This window comes from Jezberella montanilacus, assembly GCF_003003055.1.
GTDB classification, from domain to species: domain Bacteria; phylum Pseudomonadota; class Gammaproteobacteria; order Burkholderiales; family Burkholderiaceae_B; genus Zwartia; species Zwartia montanilacus.
The window spans coordinates 47,227-64,350 of the sequence record NZ_PVTV01000012.1; the positions used below are offsets into that span (position 1 = coordinate 47,227).

At 51.7% G+C, this 17,124-nt stretch carries 18 protein-coding genes and 1 tRNA gene; 11 read left to right on the plus strand and 8 right to left on the minus strand.

Going from position 1 to position 17,124, the window contains the following annotated elements; genetic code table 11:
* The first annotated feature begins 154 nt into the window (after window positions 1–154).
* The 9 genes from petA to BCM14_RS06085 all read left to right on the plus strand — a co-directional run bounded on the left by petA (window position 155) and on the right by BCM14_RS06085 (window position 6,094).
* Window positions 155–796 (plus strand): ubiquinol-cytochrome c reductase iron-sulfur subunit, encoded by a 642-nt coding sequence (petA, locus tag BCM14_RS06045; protein ID WP_106227119.1) that lies wholly within the window; start codon window positions 155–157, stop codon window positions 794–796.
* Window positions 797–854: 58 nt separating this feature from the next.
* A complete protein-coding gene (locus BCM14_RS06050) occupies window positions 855–2,234 on the plus strand; it encodes a cytochrome b (protein WP_106227120.1) in 1,380 nt (459 codons plus the stop codon).
* A 19-nt stretch (window positions 2,235–2,253) separates the two neighbouring features.
* Window positions 2,254–3,120 (plus strand): cytochrome c1, encoded by an 867-nt coding sequence (locus BCM14_RS06055; RefSeq protein ID WP_259673492.1) that lies wholly within the window; start codon window positions 2,254–2,256, stop codon window positions 3,118–3,120.
* 75 nt (window positions 3,121–3,195) lie between these two features.
* Window positions 3,196–3,807 (plus strand): glutathione S-transferase N-terminal domain-containing protein, encoded by a 612-nt coding sequence (locus tag BCM14_RS06060; RefSeq protein ID WP_106227121.1) that lies wholly within the window; start codon window positions 3,196–3,198, stop codon window positions 3,805–3,807.
* A 15-nt stretch (window positions 3,808–3,822) separates the two neighbouring features.
* Window positions 3,823–4,251: a ClpXP protease specificity-enhancing factor gene (locus tag BCM14_RS06065; RefSeq protein ID WP_106227122.1), complete on the plus strand. Its 429-nt coding sequence runs from the start codon at window positions 3,823–3,825 to the stop codon at window positions 4,249–4,251.
* A gap of 69 nt (window positions 4,252–4,320) precedes the next feature.
* Window positions 4,321–4,396: transfer RNA gene (locus BCM14_RS06070), tRNA-Thr, on the plus strand.
* A 168-nt stretch (window positions 4,397–4,564) separates the two neighbouring features.
* The gene (locus BCM14_RS06075) at window positions 4,565–5,449 is read left to right on the plus strand and encodes an SPFH domain-containing protein (protein WP_259673456.1); all 885 of its coding nucleotides are present in this window, start codon (window positions 4,565–4,567) and stop codon (window positions 5,447–5,449) included.
* A gap of 1 nt (window position 5,450) precedes the next feature.
* Entirely contained in the window at window positions 5,451–5,714 is a 264-nt protein-coding gene (locus BCM14_RS06080; protein ID WP_106227124.1) for an NfeD family protein, read from the plus strand.
* A 131-nt stretch (window positions 5,715–5,845) separates the two neighbouring features.
* The gene (locus tag BCM14_RS06085; RefSeq protein WP_106227125.1) at window positions 5,846–6,094 is read left to right on the plus strand and encodes a hypothetical protein; all 249 of its coding nucleotides are present in this window, start codon (window positions 5,846–5,848) and stop codon (window positions 6,092–6,094) included.
* 13 nt (window positions 6,095–6,107) lie between these two features.
* On the opposite strand, the gene BCM14_RS06090 is transcribed toward BCM14_RS06085, so the two are convergent.
* Window positions 6,108–7,607, minus strand: coding sequence for a M81 family metallopeptidase (locus tag BCM14_RS06090; RefSeq protein WP_106227126.1), 1,500 nt, complete (start codon window positions 7,605–7,607; stop codon window positions 6,108–6,110).
* Between the two features lie 201 nt (window positions 7,608–7,808).
* On the minus strand, window positions 7,809–9,884 hold the full coding sequence (locus BCM14_RS06095) for a sodium-translocating pyrophosphatase (protein ID WP_106227127.1): 2,076 nt from the start codon (window positions 9,882–9,884) through the stop codon (window positions 7,809–7,811).
* A 171-nt stretch (window positions 9,885–10,055) separates the two neighbouring features.
* Between BCM14_RS06095 and ppa the strand changes: the two genes are divergently transcribed.
* Complete coding sequence (gene ppa, locus BCM14_RS06100) at window positions 10,056–10,589, plus strand: inorganic diphosphatase (protein ID WP_106227128.1); 534 nt, start codon at window positions 10,056–10,058, stop codon at window positions 10,587–10,589.
* Window positions 10,590–10,600: 11 nt separating this feature from the next.
* Here the strand turns inward: ppa and gbd are convergent, their stop codons facing one another.
* Both gbd and BCM14_RS06110 read right to left on the minus strand, forming a co-directional pair.
* Entirely contained in the window at window positions 10,601–11,740 is a 1,140-nt protein-coding gene (gene gbd, locus BCM14_RS06105) for a 4-hydroxybutyrate dehydrogenase (RefSeq protein ID WP_106227129.1), read from the minus strand.
* 29 nt (window positions 11,741–11,769) lie between these two features.
* The gene (locus tag BCM14_RS06110) at window positions 11,770–12,069 is read right to left on the minus strand and encodes an ATPase with chaperone activity (protein WP_106227130.1); all 300 of its coding nucleotides are present in this window, start codon (window positions 12,067–12,069) and stop codon (window positions 11,770–11,772) included.
* Between the two features lie 149 nt (window positions 12,070–12,218).
* On the opposite strand from BCM14_RS06110, the gene BCM14_RS06115 reads away from it, so the two are divergent.
* Window positions 12,219–13,796, plus strand: coding sequence for a gamma-glutamyltransferase family protein (locus tag BCM14_RS06115; RefSeq protein ID WP_106227131.1), 1,578 nt, complete (start codon window positions 12,219–12,221; stop codon window positions 13,794–13,796).
* Between the two features lie 38 nt (window positions 13,797–13,834).
* Here the strand turns inward: BCM14_RS06115 and BCM14_RS06120 are convergent, their stop codons facing one another.
* Genes BCM14_RS06120 through phnC form a run of 4 tightly spaced genes read right to left on the minus strand, consistent with a single transcriptional unit; the run spans window position 13,835 to window position 17,076 of the window.
* Window positions 13,835–14,395, minus strand: coding sequence for a phosphonate degradation HD-domain oxygenase (locus tag BCM14_RS06120; RefSeq protein ID WP_106227132.1), 561 nt, complete (start codon window positions 14,393–14,395; stop codon window positions 13,835–13,837).
* Window positions 14,396–14,411: 16 nt separating this feature from the next.
* The gene (phnE, locus tag BCM14_RS06125) at window positions 14,412–15,206 is read right to left on the minus strand and encodes a phosphonate ABC transporter, permease protein PhnE (RefSeq protein ID WP_106227133.1); all 795 of its coding nucleotides are present in this window, start codon (window positions 15,204–15,206) and stop codon (window positions 14,412–14,414) included.
* Between the two features lie 9 nt (window positions 15,207–15,215).
* Window positions 15,216–16,172 (minus strand): phosphonate ABC transporter substrate-binding protein, encoded by a 957-nt coding sequence (gene phnD, locus BCM14_RS06130; protein ID WP_106227401.1) that lies wholly within the window; start codon window positions 16,170–16,172, stop codon window positions 15,216–15,218.
* Window positions 16,173–16,212: 40 nt separating this feature from the next.
* Window positions 16,213–17,076 carry a phosphonate ABC transporter ATP-binding protein gene (gene phnC / locus BCM14_RS06135; RefSeq protein WP_106227134.1) on the minus strand — a complete coding sequence of 288 codons (864 nt, stop codon included), beginning with the start codon at window positions 17,074–17,076 and terminating at the stop codon, window positions 16,213–16,215.
* Between the last annotated feature and the right edge of the window lie 48 nt (window positions 17,077–17,124).

Sequence of the window (17,124 nt, forward strand, 5' to 3'; positions counted from 1 at the left end):
TTTTGCTTTGCGGCTGACGCTATAATAAGTGGTTAAGGATATAGTAACAACCGTAACCTTCTCGCTGCAACGACCCTTTCAACGGACCGAAGACATGACTTTTCGGGTTCCAAGAAATAGTCAACTTCCGCAGCTGCAACAAGGATCGTAGAGAATGAGTCAGGATTCAGCTATGCAAGACGACGAGGGCTCAGTGCCCCCAAATCTGCCGTCAGACCCCTCACGTCGCTTCTGGATTGGCGCCACCTGTGCTGCAGGCGGCGTTGCAGGCGCAGGGATGGCGGTGCCGTTTGTCAGTACTTTTCAGCCATCTGAGCGCGCCCGTGCTGCAGGCGCACCTGTCGAAGTGGATATTTCCACTTTGCAGCCCGGCGAAATGCGGACGGTCGAGTGGCGAGGTAAGCCTGTCTGGCTGATCCGCCGCACAAAAGAGCAACTCGATTCGCTCAAAGTGACCAATAATGAAGTTGCGGATCCTGCATCGAACCGCCCGGGTTACACCCCAAAGTACGCTCAAAATCAATGGCGTTCGCGCAAAGAAGAGCTCTTTGTGGCGGTCGGCATCTGCACGCACTTGGGCTGCTCACCATCACCGTACTTCAAGCCCGGTGCGCAACCCAGCCTGCCCGACAACTGGGAAGGCGGCTTCCTCTGCCCTTGCCACGGATCAACATTTGATCTGGCTGGTCGCGTATTCAAAAACAAGCCCGCACCAGATAACCTTGAAGTGCCACCTTACCAATATTTAAGTGACACCAAAATTATCATTGGTGTTGACGAGGATAATAAAGCTTAATCGTCATACCGACGAAACCGTAACAACGCGACACTGAAACATATCAAGGAGCCATCGCATGGCTGGCGATAAAACCGTCGAAACGACAGGACTGATTGGGTGGATAGATCGTCGATTCCCCCTGACGTCGACTTACAAAGCACACCTGTCAGAGTACTACGCACCAAAGAACTTTAACTTCTGGTACTTTTTTGGCTCACTCGCCCTAATCGTGCTGGTGTTGCAGATCGTGACGGGTATTTTCCTCGTCATGCACTACAAGCCTGACGCCCAATTCGCGTTTCAGTCAGTTGAATACATCATGCGCGAAGTACCGGGTGGCTGGTTCATCCGCTATATGCACTCAACCGGCGCTTCGATGTTCTTTGTCGTAGTCTATCTTCACATGGTTCGTGCGCTGATCTATGGCTCATACCGCAAGCCACGCGAGCTGATCTGGATCTTCGGTGTCGGCATATTCCTCTGTTTGATGGGCGAGGCCTTCTTTGGCTATCTGCTGCCTTGGGGTCAAATGTCTTTCTGGGGCGCGCAGGTTATCGTGAACCTGTTCTCGGCCATTCCTTTCATCGGTCCTGAGTTGTCAATCTGGATTCGCGGTGATTACGTTGTATCGGATGCCACTCTGAACCGCTTCTTCTCCTTCCACGTCATCGCCATCCCGCTCGTGTTGTTAGGCCTTGTGGCTGCACACATTGTGGCATTGCATGAGGTTGGTTCAAACAACCCTGACGGCGTTGATATCAAGAAGTATAAAGACAAGCATGGTCGCCCTCTGGATGGGATCCCTTTTCATCCTTTTTACACCGTGCATGACATCATGGGTCTGGCAGGTTTTCTGATCATCTTCATGGCCATCGTCTTTTTTGGTCCTGAGATGGGCGGTTACTTCCTTGAATTTAACAACTTCATCCCAGCTGATCCGCTAAAAACACCTCCCCACATTGCCCCAGTCTGGTACTTCACACCGTTCTACTCGATGTTGCGTGCAACGACCAGTGAGTTCACGACTGTGTTGACTGGTTTGGTTGGCTTGGGTGCCATCCTCATGTTCATTCGGCAACAAGGCATCATGAAGATTATTTCGGCCGGCGCGCTCATCGTCGTTGCCGTTCTGCTGCAAGTGATTGATGCGAAGTTTTGGGGTGTTGTTGCGATGGGTGGCGCAGTTGTTTTACTGTTCTTCCTGCCTTGGCTCGATCACAGTCCAGTCAAATCGATCCGGTATCGCCCGGGTTGGCACAAGGTGTTGTATGGCATCTTCTTTGCCAACTTTCTGGTGTTAGGCTATCTGGGCACTCAACCACCCAGCGCCGTGTTTAACTTGATGTCGCAGATTGGTACGTTGATCTATTTGGGCTTTTTCTTCCTGATGCCCATCTGGAGCACACTTGGCACGTTCAAAGCAGTGCCCGACCGTGTCATCTTCCACGCCCACTGAGCCCAACTTTATTTACGGAATGACCATGATCAAGAAGCTGATTGGTGCTCTTGCCCTAGTAATCTTAGCCACAGGGTCTAGTGCTAACACGGGTGGCTACGAGCTAGAAGCCGCACCGAACCGTATCAATGACCTCACGGCGCTACAACATGGCGCCAAGCTGTTCGTTAATTACTGTTTGAATTGCCACAGTGCATCGTCGATGCGCTACAGCAAACTTAAAGAAATTGGTTTGACGGATGAGCAGATCAAGTCCAACCTCTTGTTCACCGGCGTAAAAGTCGGGGACATGATGATGGGTTCGGTCTCTGCCAAAGATGGTAAAGCCTGGTTTGGCGCTGCGCCTCCAGATTTATCTGTCATGGCTCGGGCCAAATCGGCTACGGCAGGCCCAACCGGTTCGGACTATATCTACACTTACTTGCGTACCTTCTATCGTGACACAAGTCGGCCGACTGGCTGGAACAACCTTGCTTATCCCAATGTAGCCATGCCTCACGTTTTATGGGATCGTCAGGGTGATCGCGAGATGACGGTTGTCGCGATGCATGAGCATGCAGCAGCGGAAGGTCACGGCGGTGAGCACGCCGCATGGCAGCGCGTCACAACGACCTACGATGCGATGGGCTACTCCACCGTTAAAACCGAAGCTGTTGAAAACTACCATGGGGCCGCTACCTCAACGGTGACGTTCAAGAGTGCTGATCCTGCCCGCGCAACAGCCTACGATAATGACGCAGCAGATATCACTGCGTTCATGACGTGGATGTCAGAGCCTGTGCAACAAACTCGCAAACGTATCGGTGTTTGGGTGTTGCTGTTTCTAGGCGTATTCTTTGTCATTGCCTGGCGCTTAAACGCTTCCTTCTGGAAGCACGTCAAGTAATGTCTTTTCCGAGGCCAGCGTCTACCAAAAAGTGGGCGCTGGCCTTTCGCTTTTCTTATTAGGACGGAACCCATCATGATGGTCCTCTACTCCGGCACAACCTGCCCTTTTTCGCACCGCTGTCGTTTTGTGCTGTTCGAGAAAGCCATGGACTTTGAAATCCGTGACATCGATCTCTACAACAAGCCCGAAGACATCGCGGTCATGAACCCCTACGGTCAAGTGCCCATCATGGTTGAGCGCGATTTGATTCTGTATGAATCAAATATCATCAACGAATACATCGACGAGCGTTTTCCGCATCCGCAGTTGATGCCTGCTGACCCCCTGATGCGTGCCCGCACGCGTCTGTTTTTGTACAACTTCGAAAAAGAATTGTTCATCCATGTTGCAGCACTGGAAGATCGCTCAGCACGTGGCGATACCAAACGCCTTGACGCTGCCCGCATCGCCATACGCGATCGCTTGTCGCAACTGGCGCCCTTGATGATGAAAAACAAGTACATGCTGGGCGAAGAGTTCTCCATGCTTGACGTTGCCATGGCACCTTTGCTCTGGCGCTTGGATCACTATGGTATCGAGTTACCCAAGACAGCAGCCCCAATCCAGAAATACGGTGAGCGTCTGTTCTCGCGCCCTGCGTATATTGAGGCACTGACTCCGTCAGAAAAGGTAATGCGTCGTTAAGCGAGGCGTTTGAAGATGGCTGAAAGCTCTACAAAGCCCTACATGATTCGTGCACTACATGAGTGGTGCACGGATAATGGCTACACCCCGCATTTGACCGTCAAGGTTGACTCGAACACCATGGTGCCCCGAGGCTATATTAAAGACGGCCAGATCACGCTCAATATCGATTCTCTTGCCACTAACCGTTTGGTTATTGGCAACGAAGCCATTGAGTTTCAGGCTCGCTTCAACGGGGTCACTGAAGATCTTTATGTCCCAGTCGCCGCTGTGACTGCTATCTACGCACGTGAAACTGGTGCAGGCATGGCCTTTGAGGCCACGGACTCGGCTGCCCCAGTTGCAGCAAGTCATGTGTCAGTTCAGGCGGATAAGGGTTCAAAAAGTGAGGACGATCCAAAAGATCCGCCCCCAGCTCGACCCAAACTGAGTATCGTCAAATAAAGTCGGCAAAAATCACCTATAATCTCGTGCCTTGATTACTAAATCAAGCGCGACAAAAGCAGCAGCAATGCCGGAGTAGCTCAGTTGGTAGAGCAGCTCACTTGTAATGAGAAGGTCGAGGGTTCGATTCCTTTCTCCGGCACCAGTTATATCAAGGACTTAGCCCGACTCAAGAGGTTGGGCTTTTTTGCTTCTGCGCCCGACGTTATGTGTGTTTCCGTCCAAAGAAGGATAAGGCCTTTTGTTGGAGGACTGGAAAAGGGTTATAAACGATCAAAACAAGGTTTGGGATTTAACCTCATCGGAGACCTTCGTGGATCAATCATTTACCTTTGGCACCGTCGTTTACCTGTTCCTGGCTCTATTGATCATCGTGTCCCTGACGAGAACCGTCAAAATAGTCCCGCAATCCGAAAACTGGCTAGTAGAGCGGATCGGCAAGTACAACCGAACCCTTGGGGCCGGTCTACATCTGATTATCCCTTTCTTCGAATCGATCTCCTCGTTGCACAAGATTTCAATTCAAGAAGTCCAACTCCCTACCGATCGAATTGCCGCAATCACGAAAGATAACGTCACGATCAGCATTAAGCTCGCCATCCTTTATCGCATCGTCGATGTCTCGCGTACGGTTTATCGCATCCAAGACGTGAAAAGCGCAGTAGAGACAGTCGTAATCGGTGCAATTCGTAATGTAATCGGCCAAACGGATTTAGATGGCGTGCAAACCAATCGGCAACATCTGGCCGCGGTCATTGAAGAACAACTTCAGCACGTCGCGAGCGAATGGGGTATCAAGCTGACTCGTGTCGAAATCATCGAAGTCGATGTCGACCCCGCTACAAAAGAAGCCATGCAAATTCAGCTCAATGCAGAGCGCATGCGACGTGGTAGCGTCACCGAGGCCGAGGGAAAAAAACAAGCGCTGCAGTTGCAGGCTGATGCAGAGTTATACACGGCGCAACGAGTCGCTGAGGCCACACGCTTGCGCGCTGATGCACAGGCTTATGCGTTAGAGGTTGTATCTAAAGCCATCAGTGCCGGCGGTAACAGCGCAGTTGAATTTGAGATCAGAAAAATACAAGCTGCCGCTGTGCAAGAGCTTTCAAAAAGTAGCAATTCAAAAATCATCATGCTACCGACTGATGTCTTATCGTCACTGACATCGACCATTGCGCGCATTACCGACAAGTTCTGATATGGCGATCTATCAAATCAGCTTGCTCATCGCGGTTGGGTTTGCGATCATCGAGGTATTAACCTTTACGTTTCTATTCCTGAGCTTCTCAATTGGCATGATGGCAGTTGCACTATCCCAATACTTATTTGCTGGTCTGAGCTGGAGCCGAGACATCGTCATATTTTCAGTAGTCTCAGTGTTAGCTGTGGTGTTTTGCCGGTTGGTGTTTAAAAAGCGTACGGATCAAATACAGCCTCTTGAAGATGACGTGAATCGTTACTAGCGCGAGTGCTGCGGTGAAAGCAAGTAACAGTCAGAAACAGTAGCGCTGCCAGGACATTTTTGACTCATCGCTCAGCTTGAAACGTCCACCACTAGACTAGAATCATCGTCTAATTATCTTGAAGGTGTTGCATGCAAACTCGTATCGCCAAACTCGAAGCAATTATTCCCACGCTCGCAACGCGTGAGGATTTGGCAAAACTTGAAGTCGGGATGCACCGGGAAATCTCGGCAGTTCATCGCGAAGTGTCATCCCTTCACAAAGAAATAGGCCGGGTACACGAGACCATTGCCGCTTTGATGTGGAAGATGGTATCCACCATCATCGCCACATCAACCGCTTTAGTATCAGCTACCTATTTCCTGGCTACACGCACTTAGTTCGGGTTTTCCGCTAAGCCACTAAACCAGGGTTTCTGCGAGTCGTGGCAGGCAGCTTTGTCCACGGCAAATCCGCTGGATCAGCGGCCATTGGCCCAGCCGCTTTGGCAACCAACACATGCGACGCGATCGGAGTGAAATCTGCTCTGAAGTGATTAGAGCTTTTTACAATCAGTATCTTCATCGTCTCCGGGTGAACGCCGAGCATTCTGAAGAGTTCCCGATCTAGCAATTGCTTTTTACCACTAGCCACCGCGACCAACACACCATCTATTTCAAGCAGCGCACATTGGCCCAATTTGATTGATAGCCCTGTCATCATTGGACCTTTAAGGGTGACCTTGCCGTCAGATAAAGCCTTAACTTTAAAAGTCCCTTGCACAGGATCATCACTCAGTTGACCTGTGAAGGTCGGGACGGCGGTACCAACCGTCGTCGTGATCGTCGAGCCCAGTCCTGCAGCATGTGCCATCGCTGCTGCCGCTGAGTCATAAATCAGTCCGATCGCCACTTTACCGGGTATCCGTTTGCCCGCGCCTTTCTCTAATAGCGCTCTGAGCAAGCCGGTGGTGTTGCTATCGCCGCCAGCGCCCGGATTGTCTTGGGTATCTGCAATCACAACTGGTTTGTCATTCGACTCGGCAAGCACACAGGCGTGCTCAACAGCATCTCGCGCTGAAAAGATTTCAAGCTGCCATTGCGTCGGTTCACTAACGAGTCGATACAAGCGATCAACCGCAATGTCTGCCGCCGGCCCGTAACCCCAGACCATTGGCGCACACTCAGCGATATCCGCTGCAGGAAAAGCCATACAGAAGCTAAGACAAGCATTGAACTCTTTATCAAGATCGAGGATGTCTTCGTAACGTGATTTGGCAGGCTCTAGCCAGGTGCTCTGTGCGTTCAAGGGGATTAGAAATGGCAGACGTCGATACGCCAGGGGCTCTTTGCGACCCAGTTCGATTCGGCGCTTTAGCAACTTCGCTGCGAGCTCGCCAGTCGCAGCCATATCCACATGAGGATAAGTCCGGTAAGACGCCAGAGCATCGGCCTCTGCCAACATTTTCACTGTCACGTTCGCGTGCAGATCCAAACTGACAACAATGGGCATCTTGGGACCAACGATCGCGCGAATCCGCCCAATCAATTCGCCCTCGCAGTCATCGACATGCTCGGCAACCGCAGCACCGTGAAGATCGAGGTAGACAGCCTCGAAGCCGCCTTGACGAACATCGGCAAGGATTGAGTCACTCACACGCTCGAACGCATCGCGGGTGACGTAAGAGGAAGGGATCGCGCCGCACCAAGAGCCAGGCACCAGTTGCCACCCCTCGCGACGAGCCGCATCCATGAAGCCACCTATCGGGATATTGACGCCGCGCAAACTGTCGAGCATTGCCTGTCCTTTGATAAACGCCGGGAAGGAATCACCGCGATTAAAAGCAGCCCAGTCGGCCAGCGAGGGCGCAAAAGTATTGGTCTCATGCTGAAATCCTGCGACGTAAATCTTCAAGAGGCACCCCTTCTGTTCAGACGATTCTATGGATAGAACATTTTGTCACAACTGTGAATTGAATGGGCAAAAGCTTGTACGACCAGCGTTTGCCTTTTTCATGGCCGGGCCGGATGAACGGTTGAAATAAAAAGCCGCCCTGGTCTCCCTGAGCGGCTTTTTGACTCACGATCGTTTTAGCGATCGCTTACGTTGGTCTCTTTAACTCCACATCTTCACCACCAGTGGCACGATCAAAAGTGCCACGATATTAATGATTTTAATTAAAGGATTGACCGCTGGGCCAGCCGTATCTTTATAGGGATCACCCACTGTGTCGCCGGTCACAGCCGCTTTATGCGCGTCTGAACCTTTGCCACCGTAATGACCCTCTTCGATATATTTTTTGGCGTTATCCCAAGCACCACCTCCGGTACACATCGAGATCGCGACAAACAGACCTGTCACGATGGTCCCCATGAGCAAACCGCCCAGGGCGGCTGGGCCAAGCGCCAAGCCCACCACAATCGGCACAACGACTGGCAACAAAGAAGGCACAATCATTTCCTTGATCGCAGCTGAGGTCAACATGCCAACCGCAACGCCGTACTCTGGCTTACCCGTACCATCCATGATGCCGGGAATCTCACGAAACTGTCTTCTGACCTCTTCAACAACAGAACCTGCACAGCGGCCAACCGCCTCCATCGCCATTGCACCAAACAAGTAGGGGATCAAACCGCCGATGAACAAACCGATGATCACCATGTGGTTAGACAAATCAAACGTCACTTTTTGGCCGGCAGACTCGAGTGCATGAGTGTAGTCAGCAAAAAGGACCAGGGCGGCCAGACCAGCAGAGCCAATCGCGTAGCCTTTAGTCACAGCCTTAGTGGTGTTACCGACGGCGTCAAGCGGATCGGTAATATCCCGCACTGATTGCGGCAAGCCAGCCATCTCAGCGATACCGCCTGCATTGTCAGTAATCGGCCCATAAGCATCTAAGGCAACAACAATGCCAGCCATCGACAGCATGGCTGTGGCAGCGATGGCAATACCGTAGATCCCTGCCAACGCATAAGCAGCATAAATCGCCGCGCAGACGCACAAGACAGGGCCTGCGGTCGACTTCATCGATACGCCAAGACCAGCGATGATGTTGGTGCCGTGACCTTGTGTTGACGCTTGAGCAATATGCTTGACCGGTGGATAGTCAGTACCCGTGTAGTATTCAGTAATCCACACCAACAAAGCCGTCAGTGCCAAGCCAACAACCGTGCACCCAAACAATTGCATCCGGCTGCCAGCATGGCCGAGTGCGTCGTCAGGCATCGCCCAATTCGTCGCAAAGTAGAACGCAACCAGAGAGATAACGCCAGCGATGATCAAACCTTTGTACAAGGCGGGCATGACATTTTTCATACCCGGTGTCGCTTTAACAAACGAGCAACCGATGATTGAAGCGATAATAGAAATACCGCCTAAGACGAGCGGATAGATCACGGCAGCAGCAACCGCCCCCTTAATCATCAAGGCGCCCAGCACCATCGTCGCAATCAGGGTTACGGCGTATGTTTCGAACAAGTCAGCCGCCATGCCGGCGCAGTCGCCAACGTTGTCGCCCACGTTGTCGGCAATCACTGCAGGGTTACGAGGATCATCCTCCGGGATACCGGCTTCAACCTTACCAACCAGATCAGCACCCACGTCGGCGCCTTTGGTGAAGATCCCACCACCTAAGCGGGCAAAGATCGAAATCAACGATGAGCCAAACGCCAAGCCGATTAGCGGATGCAAGACAGCGGACATATCCGTGCCTTTACCTGTCGCGCTCAAATACATGTAGAACAAACCAACACCAAGTAAGCCTAAACCGACTACCAGCATGCCCGTTATCGCACCGCCTTTAAATGCAACATTCAAAGCTTCGTTCATGCCTTGAGTTGCTGCCTGAGCCGTTCGTACGTTAGCTCGCACAGAGACATTCATGCCGATAAAGCCGCAAGCACCCGACAGCACAGCGCCAATAACAAAACCCAGGGCGGTCGTGTAAGGAGCCACGCCATGATCAATGAAGACAGCAATCAAGACGGTCAATACGACGCCAACGATGCCAATGGTGCGATACTGTTTGGATAGATAGGCCGCTGCCCCTTGCTGGATGGCATCCGCGATCTCAACCATCTTCGCATTACCCGTGCTTTGCTTAAGAATCCACGACCTGACGGTGAAACCGTAGATCACTGCGATCAACCCGCAGGCCAACGCAAAATAAAGGCCCTGTGTTTCGATAGGCATGCTTAAAAACTCCCTTAAGTGTGGTCTCTTGAATTGTTTTGATTCACTCATTAGAACTTTTGCTGCGCCCTCAGTATGTAACAGATTGTTCACGATGCAAAGGGGGCTAGGCCGTGTTTCTTTGTTAACATTAGGGTATTCACTAATTAAACATGGTTTGATGGAGTTCGCATGAGTTTAGATATGGTCACTGCAGGCGATAAAGTGCCTGAATCCTTCAACGTCATCATCGAAATTTCGATGAATTCTGACCCAATCAAATATGAAGTCGATAAAGAGTCAGGTGCGCTGTTCGTTGATCGTTTCATGGGCACGTCCATGCACTATCCATGCAATTACGGCTACATCCCCAAGACGATTGCTGGTGACGGCGACCCGGTTGATGTGCTGGTGATTACGCCTTTCCCCGTTATCCCTGGCGTGGTGGTCAGATGCCGCGCCCTTGGTGTTTTGTTGATGGAAGACGAAGGCGGTCAAGACGCCAAACTGTTGGCCGTGCCAATCGATAAAGTTTTGCCCATTTACAGCCATTGGCAGCAGGCGACAGATATTCACCCGATGCGCTTAAACGCGATCCAGCACTTCTTTGAGCATTACAAAGATCTTGAGGCTGGCAAGTGGGTCAAAGTGCAAGGCTGGGGTGGGATTGAAGATGCCCACAAGGAAATCCTTGAGGGCATCGCGAACTATAACGCTCAAAAGTAACTTGTCGAGGCTTACATTGCCTCACGCAGAATTTCTACGTAGTCTTGTTCAGTGGCGATGCGGGGATTGGTGAAGTGACAGTGATCCTTCATCGCCATTTCTATAGCTGCCGGATACATATCCTCCGTCACGCCCAATGCGCCCAAACCTGAAGGTAAGCCCAAGCGTTGATTCATGGCTTTCACGGCAGGCGACACGTCAGTGCCAGATGACAGGCCGGTTGCTTGCGCCAGTCGAGCCAGTTTATTGGCCTGCTTCATTGAATCAACACTCGAGTTGAAATTGATCACTGCCGGCAACAGCATGGCGTTCAGCGTACCGTGATGTAGCTTGGGATTCAACGCGCCCAAAGAATGGCTCAGGCTATGCACAGCACCTAAGCCCTTTTGAAACGTCATCGCGCCTTGAGTAGAGGCGCTCATCATGTGAAAACGCGCTTCTTTATCTCCGGGGTTTTTGGTGGCTCGCTCAATGTGAGCCCAACCGCGCCATAGGCCGTCCAACGCAATCCCCTCAGCAGGGAAATTCAAGGCGGCCGACATGAAGGTTTCCATGCAATGGGTGATCGCATCCATACCCGTTGCTGCAGTTAACAGCGGTGGTAAACCCAGTGTGAGTTCTGGATCGCAGATAGCTACCTTGGGGATAATGTAAGGCGATACCAGTGCCACTTTGCGACCGTCATCGAGAATCATCATCGAACCGCGACCAACTTCACTGCCCGTGCCTGCAGTGGTTGGGATAGCGATAACCGTGGCAGTCGCAGCGGTGATCCGGGCAACACCGCCCTCCACTGCCGCAAAGTCTTTAAGGGGGCCTTCGTGTACAGAACAAATCGCCACCGCTTTGGCTAGATCCATGGCCGATCCGCCACCCAACGCGATCAAGCCATCAAACTTGCCTGCGCGATATTGTGCAAGCGCCACACGCATGGCGGCCTCGGTTGGATTAGGCGGGGTCTGATCAAAGACACCTACAGCTGAAGCGTTCTTGAGTTGCGCCAAGACCTTATCAACAAGGCCTGCTGCTCGCACACCTGCATCGGTCACAAGCATCGGCCGAGTCACACCCAAGCGATCACATTCTGCTTGTAAAAGTTTGATTGCACCGTGTTCAAATTGAACTTGGGTGACGTAGTTAATGAGTGCCATGCTTTGTCTCCGTTTATGTTTTATGTATTTTACTGCTGCCAACCAAGAATCTCTGCCAAACGCTTGATGACCCAGCCCGCCTCTGCGTCGCTCAGTCCAATATCGGTCTCAGCCAGTCCAGTACTGATCCGCTGCAAGACATCAGACTCGGTGATACCGAGCTCCCACAGTTTATTGCTCGCTTGCTCAGTCAGTAAATTGGCGAGGTCTTCACACAAGTCATAGCGCTCATGAATATGCTCTCTTGAAGCGCTCGGCTTGATCCGACCGGGTTCAACAAACATAGAAATAAAAGACGGCGGGATAATGATTTGGTTGTCGTCCGACATCTAGTCTCTCTGTATCTAGTAATAATACGCATTGCCGCACTCAGCTTAACCGAAGATACCTGGACGCCTGGGAGGAGGTTGTCATCTGCCTTGCTATCTCTGATAATCGGGCATGCTATCTAATGCACTCAACCACAGGGATAATAAAAATGCTGGATAACTTTTCAAGCTCACAGATCATCCGGAAAGCCGTTGTCGCCACCAAGGGAGGGGTTGTTTCGGCTCAACATCGCCGCGCCGCTGAGGTAGGCGCTTCGGTTCTGCAAGCGGGCGGGGATGCGATCGATGCAGCGATTGCCACGTCGTTCGCAATCGGTGTACTGGAGCCTTGGATGAGCGGTCCAGCAGCGGGCGGTGCGATGGTAATTTGGCGAGCTAAAGAACAAAAAGCACACGTTATCAATTTCGGTTGCCGCTCGCCTCGCGAGCTCGATCCCGCCGACTATCCTTTGTCTGGAAGTGGCAAATCAGCAGACCTCTTCCCCTGGCCCGAGGTGGTCGACAATCGCAATGTCCAAGGCGCCACAGCTGTCGCCGTACCTGGTGTCGTATCGGGGATGGATTTGGCGCACAAGCACTTCGGCAAGATGCCTTGGAAGGACCTTGTGAAACCGGCCGCTCAACTCGCTGATGAAGGTTTACTGGTGGATTGGTATACGTCTCTGGTCACCGGTACCAACGCAAAAGTGCTTTCAAAAGACCCAGACACTGCCGCCATGTTTCTGGACGAAGGCCGCTACCCAATAGCCGGCTCATGGACAGCCAACATCGAGCAGCATCTCAACCAGAAAGCCTTTGCCAAAACACTCGGGCAAATCGCAGATCAGGGTGCGAAAGCTTTTTATCATGGCGATATCGCTCACGCTTTGGTCAAAGATGTTCGGGATAAAGGCGGCTGCCTGAGCCTTGACGATCTCTCACACTACGAAGCTGAGCTGGTCGATCCGCTTACCATTCATTATCGTGGCGGCAAGGTTTTTGCAGCCCCTGGCTTAACTGGCGGGCCCACCTATGGCAAAGCGCTTGAGATCCTCGCAAAAGAATTGACCCCTAAGGCTGGTGCACCAGGCTCAGACACCTATTCAGCCTACGCACGTGCCTTGAGCCTTGCCTTCAAGCTTCGCTTTGAAAACATGGGTGATCACGAATCCCCAGCTGCACCAGGATGCACGACCCATTTCAGCGTTGTCGATCAAGAAGGCAACATGGTCGCAGTCACGCAAACCTTGTTATCTATTTTTGGCTCGCGTGTGGTGTCGCCCTCGACCGGTTTACTACTTAACAACGGCATCATGTGGTTTGATCCAGAACCGGGCAAAGCCAATTCACTCGCTCCCAACAAGCGCTGTCTGGCAAACTATTGCCCTATCGTGGGACAAGACGCGATGGGTCGAACCTTTGCGTTGGGTGCTTCAGGAGGGCGCAAGATTCTCGGGTCCGTGATGCAGTTAACTTCGTTCATCATGGATCACGGTCTGGACATTGACCAGGCGTTTCATCAGCCACGTATCGATGTGAGTGGTGGCGAGACCATCCTTGCGGATCAGACCTTGCCTGACAAGGTGATGGCCGCCTTGAATGAAGTCATGCCTACCGTGGCAACTCGCCGAAGCGTCTATCCTTATTCTTTCGCCTGTCCGGCGGGTGTCATGCGTGCAGGTGATCTCAACACTGGTTGCACTGAAATCATGTCGCCTTACGGAGATTCTGTCGCGCAGGCAAGTTGATAGCTTCGACTGAACGGACTGGGTTGGCCAATACCACCTCAGTTACTGACTCGTTGAAGCTTTTCGAGCCCAGCGATAAAGTAGGCAAGCGGTGGGGTCTCACGACCCTGTACTTTTGCCAGATCATCATAACGACGCAGACGAACGCCTTCGGGTGCGAAGGGCTGTGCGATGAAGGCTGCCGCCTGCTCTTCGTTAAACACCCCGCCCTGCAGCTCCAAACTGTGCTTTGATGCGGGTGATAACGTATCCCAATAAGTCTGCTCGGTCGCGCACAAATAACGTTTTGCGTCGACATGCAAACGAATCGGTTCAAGCACAGCATCATCAAACAGCGGGCGCAAAAACGGTAGCGCAATGTACTGATGCAAGTCGTCTTTTGCGGGGGGTTGAGTTCTATCCATCTCCTCTTGTTCGCCGAGAAAATGGCCAAGATCATGCAGCAGCGCGGCTCCGATGGTCTCAGGCGTTTCGCCTGCTTGCTCTGCCAAATGCGCGCATTGCAGGGCATGATCCAACTGACTCACCGCCTCGCGACCATACTGGTTTGAACCACGTGTCAAAAAGAGAACCTGAATCTGCTCTAAGGTCAGTGCCATATGAATTATTGCCTAGTTAAATTAACAGCTTGCGGATATTGGCTGACAATAAGTCCAGCAGAATCACGGTTGCGATGATGATAAGCATGACGGCGCAAGTCTCGCCGTACTGAAAGCTGCGCATGATGTCCCAGAGAATGGCACCGATACCACCTGCAGCAACCATGCCGACGACCGACGCTGAACGCACATTCGATTCAAAACGGTATAAGGTGAATGACACCCAGAGCGGCATCACTTGTGGCAGGACGCCATAAATGACTTCGTGCAAACTACTTGCACCTGTTGAACGAATGCCTTCAACCGGCTGGGGATCGATTGCTTCAACCGCTTCAGAGAAAAGCTTAGCCAAAATTCCAGTTGTATGCACCCACAGTGCCAAGACACCTGCGAACGGTCCTAAACCAACAGCCACGACGAACAACATGGCAAAGACCATTTCATTAATCGCGCGACACGAATCCATCAAACGACGTACCGGTTGATAACACCACCAGGGCACGAGGTTGGATGAAGCCAGCAAAGCCATCGGCACTGCACTGACTACTGCTAGGGCGGTACCCCACAGGGCAATCTCTAAGGTGACGAGCATCTCATCAAGATACACTCGCCAGTCTGCAAATTTGGGCGGAAAAAAATCCGCCGCAAATTTTGCCATGTTGCCTGAATCCCGCCATAACTCAGCGGGACGCATATCGGCACCATGCCACGACGCAATCAACAAGATGCCAAGGATTGCCCAACCGAACTGTATCAACAGACTGCGGCGGGACAAGCTATCAGCGCTAGAGAGCATCGTGGCGGTAGACATATCAGTAACTTACTTTTTCAACGCAGCGAGCTTGCCATCAATTTCAGCAATCGCTTTAGTTTTGTCACCTTCAGCCATCGTCGTGTCAGCTTCTAACTTAAGGCGCTTAGAGAACAAGTCGAGTTCACGAATCGGGATCAACTGATCATTGGTCGACGCCTTGAAGCCAGACAGCTTAGCAACATCTTTCAACACCTGTTTTTCGCGATCATCCTTACCGTAGCCCAGGAAGAACTTCGTGATTTTCTCTTTGGTTGCGGCCGGTACATCTTTACGAATGACGAGAGGATCCGAAGGGATCAGCGGTGAAGTCCAGATGATTTTGATCTCTTTAGCCTTGTCTGGTGCATTGGCCTTCATGATCTCGAACTGCTCGCTATTGAAAGTCGCCACATCAACTTGCTTAGCAGAAACAGCTAAACCGTTGCTTTCATGATTGCCTGAACGCATGATTTTGAATGCAGTTTTCGCGTCGACTTTATTTTTGGCGAACACGTAAAAACCTGGAACGAGATTGCCAGATGTTGAATTTGGGTCACCATTACTAAAGCTCAAAGTTTTGGCTGCTTTCAACATATCGTCAATGTTGTTGATGGGGCTGTCTTTGTTAACGATCATGTAAGAGTAATAACCCTTCGATCCATCAGCATTGACCATCTGGGCGAAAATCTCACCTTCTGAGCGATCAACAGCTTCCATCGCTGATTTGTTGCCAAACCAACCCACTTGGACCTTGTTGAAACGCATCGCTTCGATCACACCAGCATAGTCAGGCGCGAAAAAAGGCTTGATGTCCAAACCTGTTTGCTTGACCATATCGTCGATCAAAGGCTGCCAGCGAGCTTTAAGTGCTTGCGTGGAGTCGGTCGAAATAATACCGAAGTTAATCTCTTGTGCTTGGGCGACAACAAACGCGCTGCTCAAGGCAAAGGCTGCAGCAGTCGTTGCAAGTAGCTTTTTAAACATGGGTTTTCCTATCATTAGGCCAGTGGGGAGGTCAAATCAATCAAGCGGCTTGGGCAATCAACACAGCGTTAGTCTTGCCTTGACTAAACTGCGCACTACTTTGATGTGCATCATTCGTTGTTGATGAAAAGAGTTCATCAACTTGCACACCATATAAATCTTTTAGAAGCGTTGGGGTAAGCAACGATGAGGCACCGTCAAAAACGACGCGCCCCTGATGCAAAGCGATGGTTCGCGGGCAATACTTGATCGCCATCTCAACCTGGTGCAAAGATACGATTACGGTTGACCCATCTTCGCGATTAATTCGTGTCAGGATCTCCATCACATTGCGCGATGATTCTGGATCCAGCGACGCGATGGGTTCATCTGCCAGAACAACCGTCGCACCTTGAACGAGCGTGCGAGCGATGGCGGCACGCTGTTGCTGGCCGCCAGACAATGTCGAGGCGCGCTGCGCTTGACATTGTGCGATCCCTACACGCGTGAGGGCTTGGATGGCCAGCTGCTTATGGGCGCTGGTAAACAGGCCCGTGATCCCCCGCCACCAGGCGATACGATGCAACAAGCCCACTAAGACATTGGTCACAACGGGCAGACGATCCACCAAATTGAACTGCTGAAATACGAAACCGATATTTGCACGTGTGCGGCGAATATTGCGATCAATTTTGCCCCGCCGCTGTACGACCTGACCATCCACCTCGATCAATGAATCGCTGGCTGCGTCGCCGGCGACAAGACCAGCAATGTGTCGAAGCAAGGTTGATTTACCAGACCCCGATGCACCAATCAATGCCACCATCTCGCCTGGTTGCACGGACAGATTGATATTGATCAACGCATGCTTATCGCTGGAGAAGTGTTTATTGAGATTGGCAACGCGCAGGATAGAGGCGGTCATGTGAGTACTCGATGGAGTTTTCAACTGAGACCGCTAGTGTGCTACACC

What these genes read in the sequence shown, in the direction of transcription:
- petA (WP_106227119.1), top strand. Translation starts at nt 155, where the DNA reads ATGAGTCAGGATTCAGCTATGCAAGACGACGAGGGCTCAGTGCCCCCA.
- BCM14_RS06050 (WP_106227120.1), top strand. Translation starts at nt 855, where the DNA reads ATGGCTGGCGATAAAACCGTCGAAACGACAGGACTGATTGGGTGGATA.
- BCM14_RS06055 (WP_259673492.1), top strand. Translation starts at nt 2,254, where the DNA reads ATGACCATGATCAAGAAGCTGATTGGTGCTCTTGCCCTAGTAATCTTA.
- BCM14_RS06060 (WP_106227121.1), top strand. Translation starts at nt 3,196, where the DNA reads ATGATGGTCCTCTACTCCGGCACAACCTGCCCTTTTTCGCACCGCTGT.
- BCM14_RS06065 (WP_106227122.1), top strand. Translation starts at nt 3,823, where the DNA reads ATGGCTGAAAGCTCTACAAAGCCCTACATGATTCGTGCACTACATGAG.
- BCM14_RS06080 (WP_106227124.1), top strand. Translation starts at nt 5,451, where the DNA reads ATGGCGATCTATCAAATCAGCTTGCTCATCGCGGTTGGGTTTGCGATC.
- BCM14_RS06085 (WP_106227125.1), top strand. Translation starts at nt 5,846, where the DNA reads ATGCAAACTCGTATCGCCAAACTCGAAGCAATTATTCCCACGCTCGCA.
- BCM14_RS06095 (WP_106227127.1), bottom strand. Translation starts at nt 9,884, where the DNA reads ATGCCTATCGAAACACAGGGCCTTTATTTTGCGTTGGCCTGCGGGTTG.
- ppa (WP_106227128.1), top strand. Translation starts at nt 10,056, where the DNA reads ATGAGTTTAGATATGGTCACTGCAGGCGATAAAGTGCCTGAATCCTTC.
- gbd (WP_106227129.1), bottom strand. Translation starts at nt 11,740, where the DNA reads ATGGCACTCATTAACTACGTCACCCAAGTTCAATTTGAACACGGTGCA.
- BCM14_RS06110 (WP_106227130.1), bottom strand. Translation starts at nt 12,069, where the DNA reads ATGTCGGACGACAACCAAATCATTATCCCGCCGTCTTTTATTTCTATG.
- BCM14_RS06115 (WP_106227131.1), top strand. Translation starts at nt 12,219, where the DNA reads ATGCTGGATAACTTTTCAAGCTCACAGATCATCCGGAAAGCCGTTGTC.
- BCM14_RS06120 (WP_106227132.1), bottom strand. Translation starts at nt 14,395, where the DNA reads ATGGCACTGACCTTAGAGCAGATTCAGGTTCTCTTTTTGACACGTGGT.
- phnE (WP_106227133.1), bottom strand. Translation starts at nt 15,206, where the DNA reads ATGTCTACCGCCACGATGCTCTCTAGCGCTGATAGCTTGTCCCGCCGC.
- phnD (WP_106227401.1), bottom strand. Translation starts at nt 16,172, where the DNA reads ATGTTTAAAAAGCTACTTGCAACGACTGCTGCAGCCTTTGCCTTGAGC.
- phnC (WP_106227134.1), bottom strand. Translation starts at nt 17,076, where the DNA reads ATGACCGCCTCTATCCTGCGCGTTGCCAATCTCAATAAACACTTCTCC.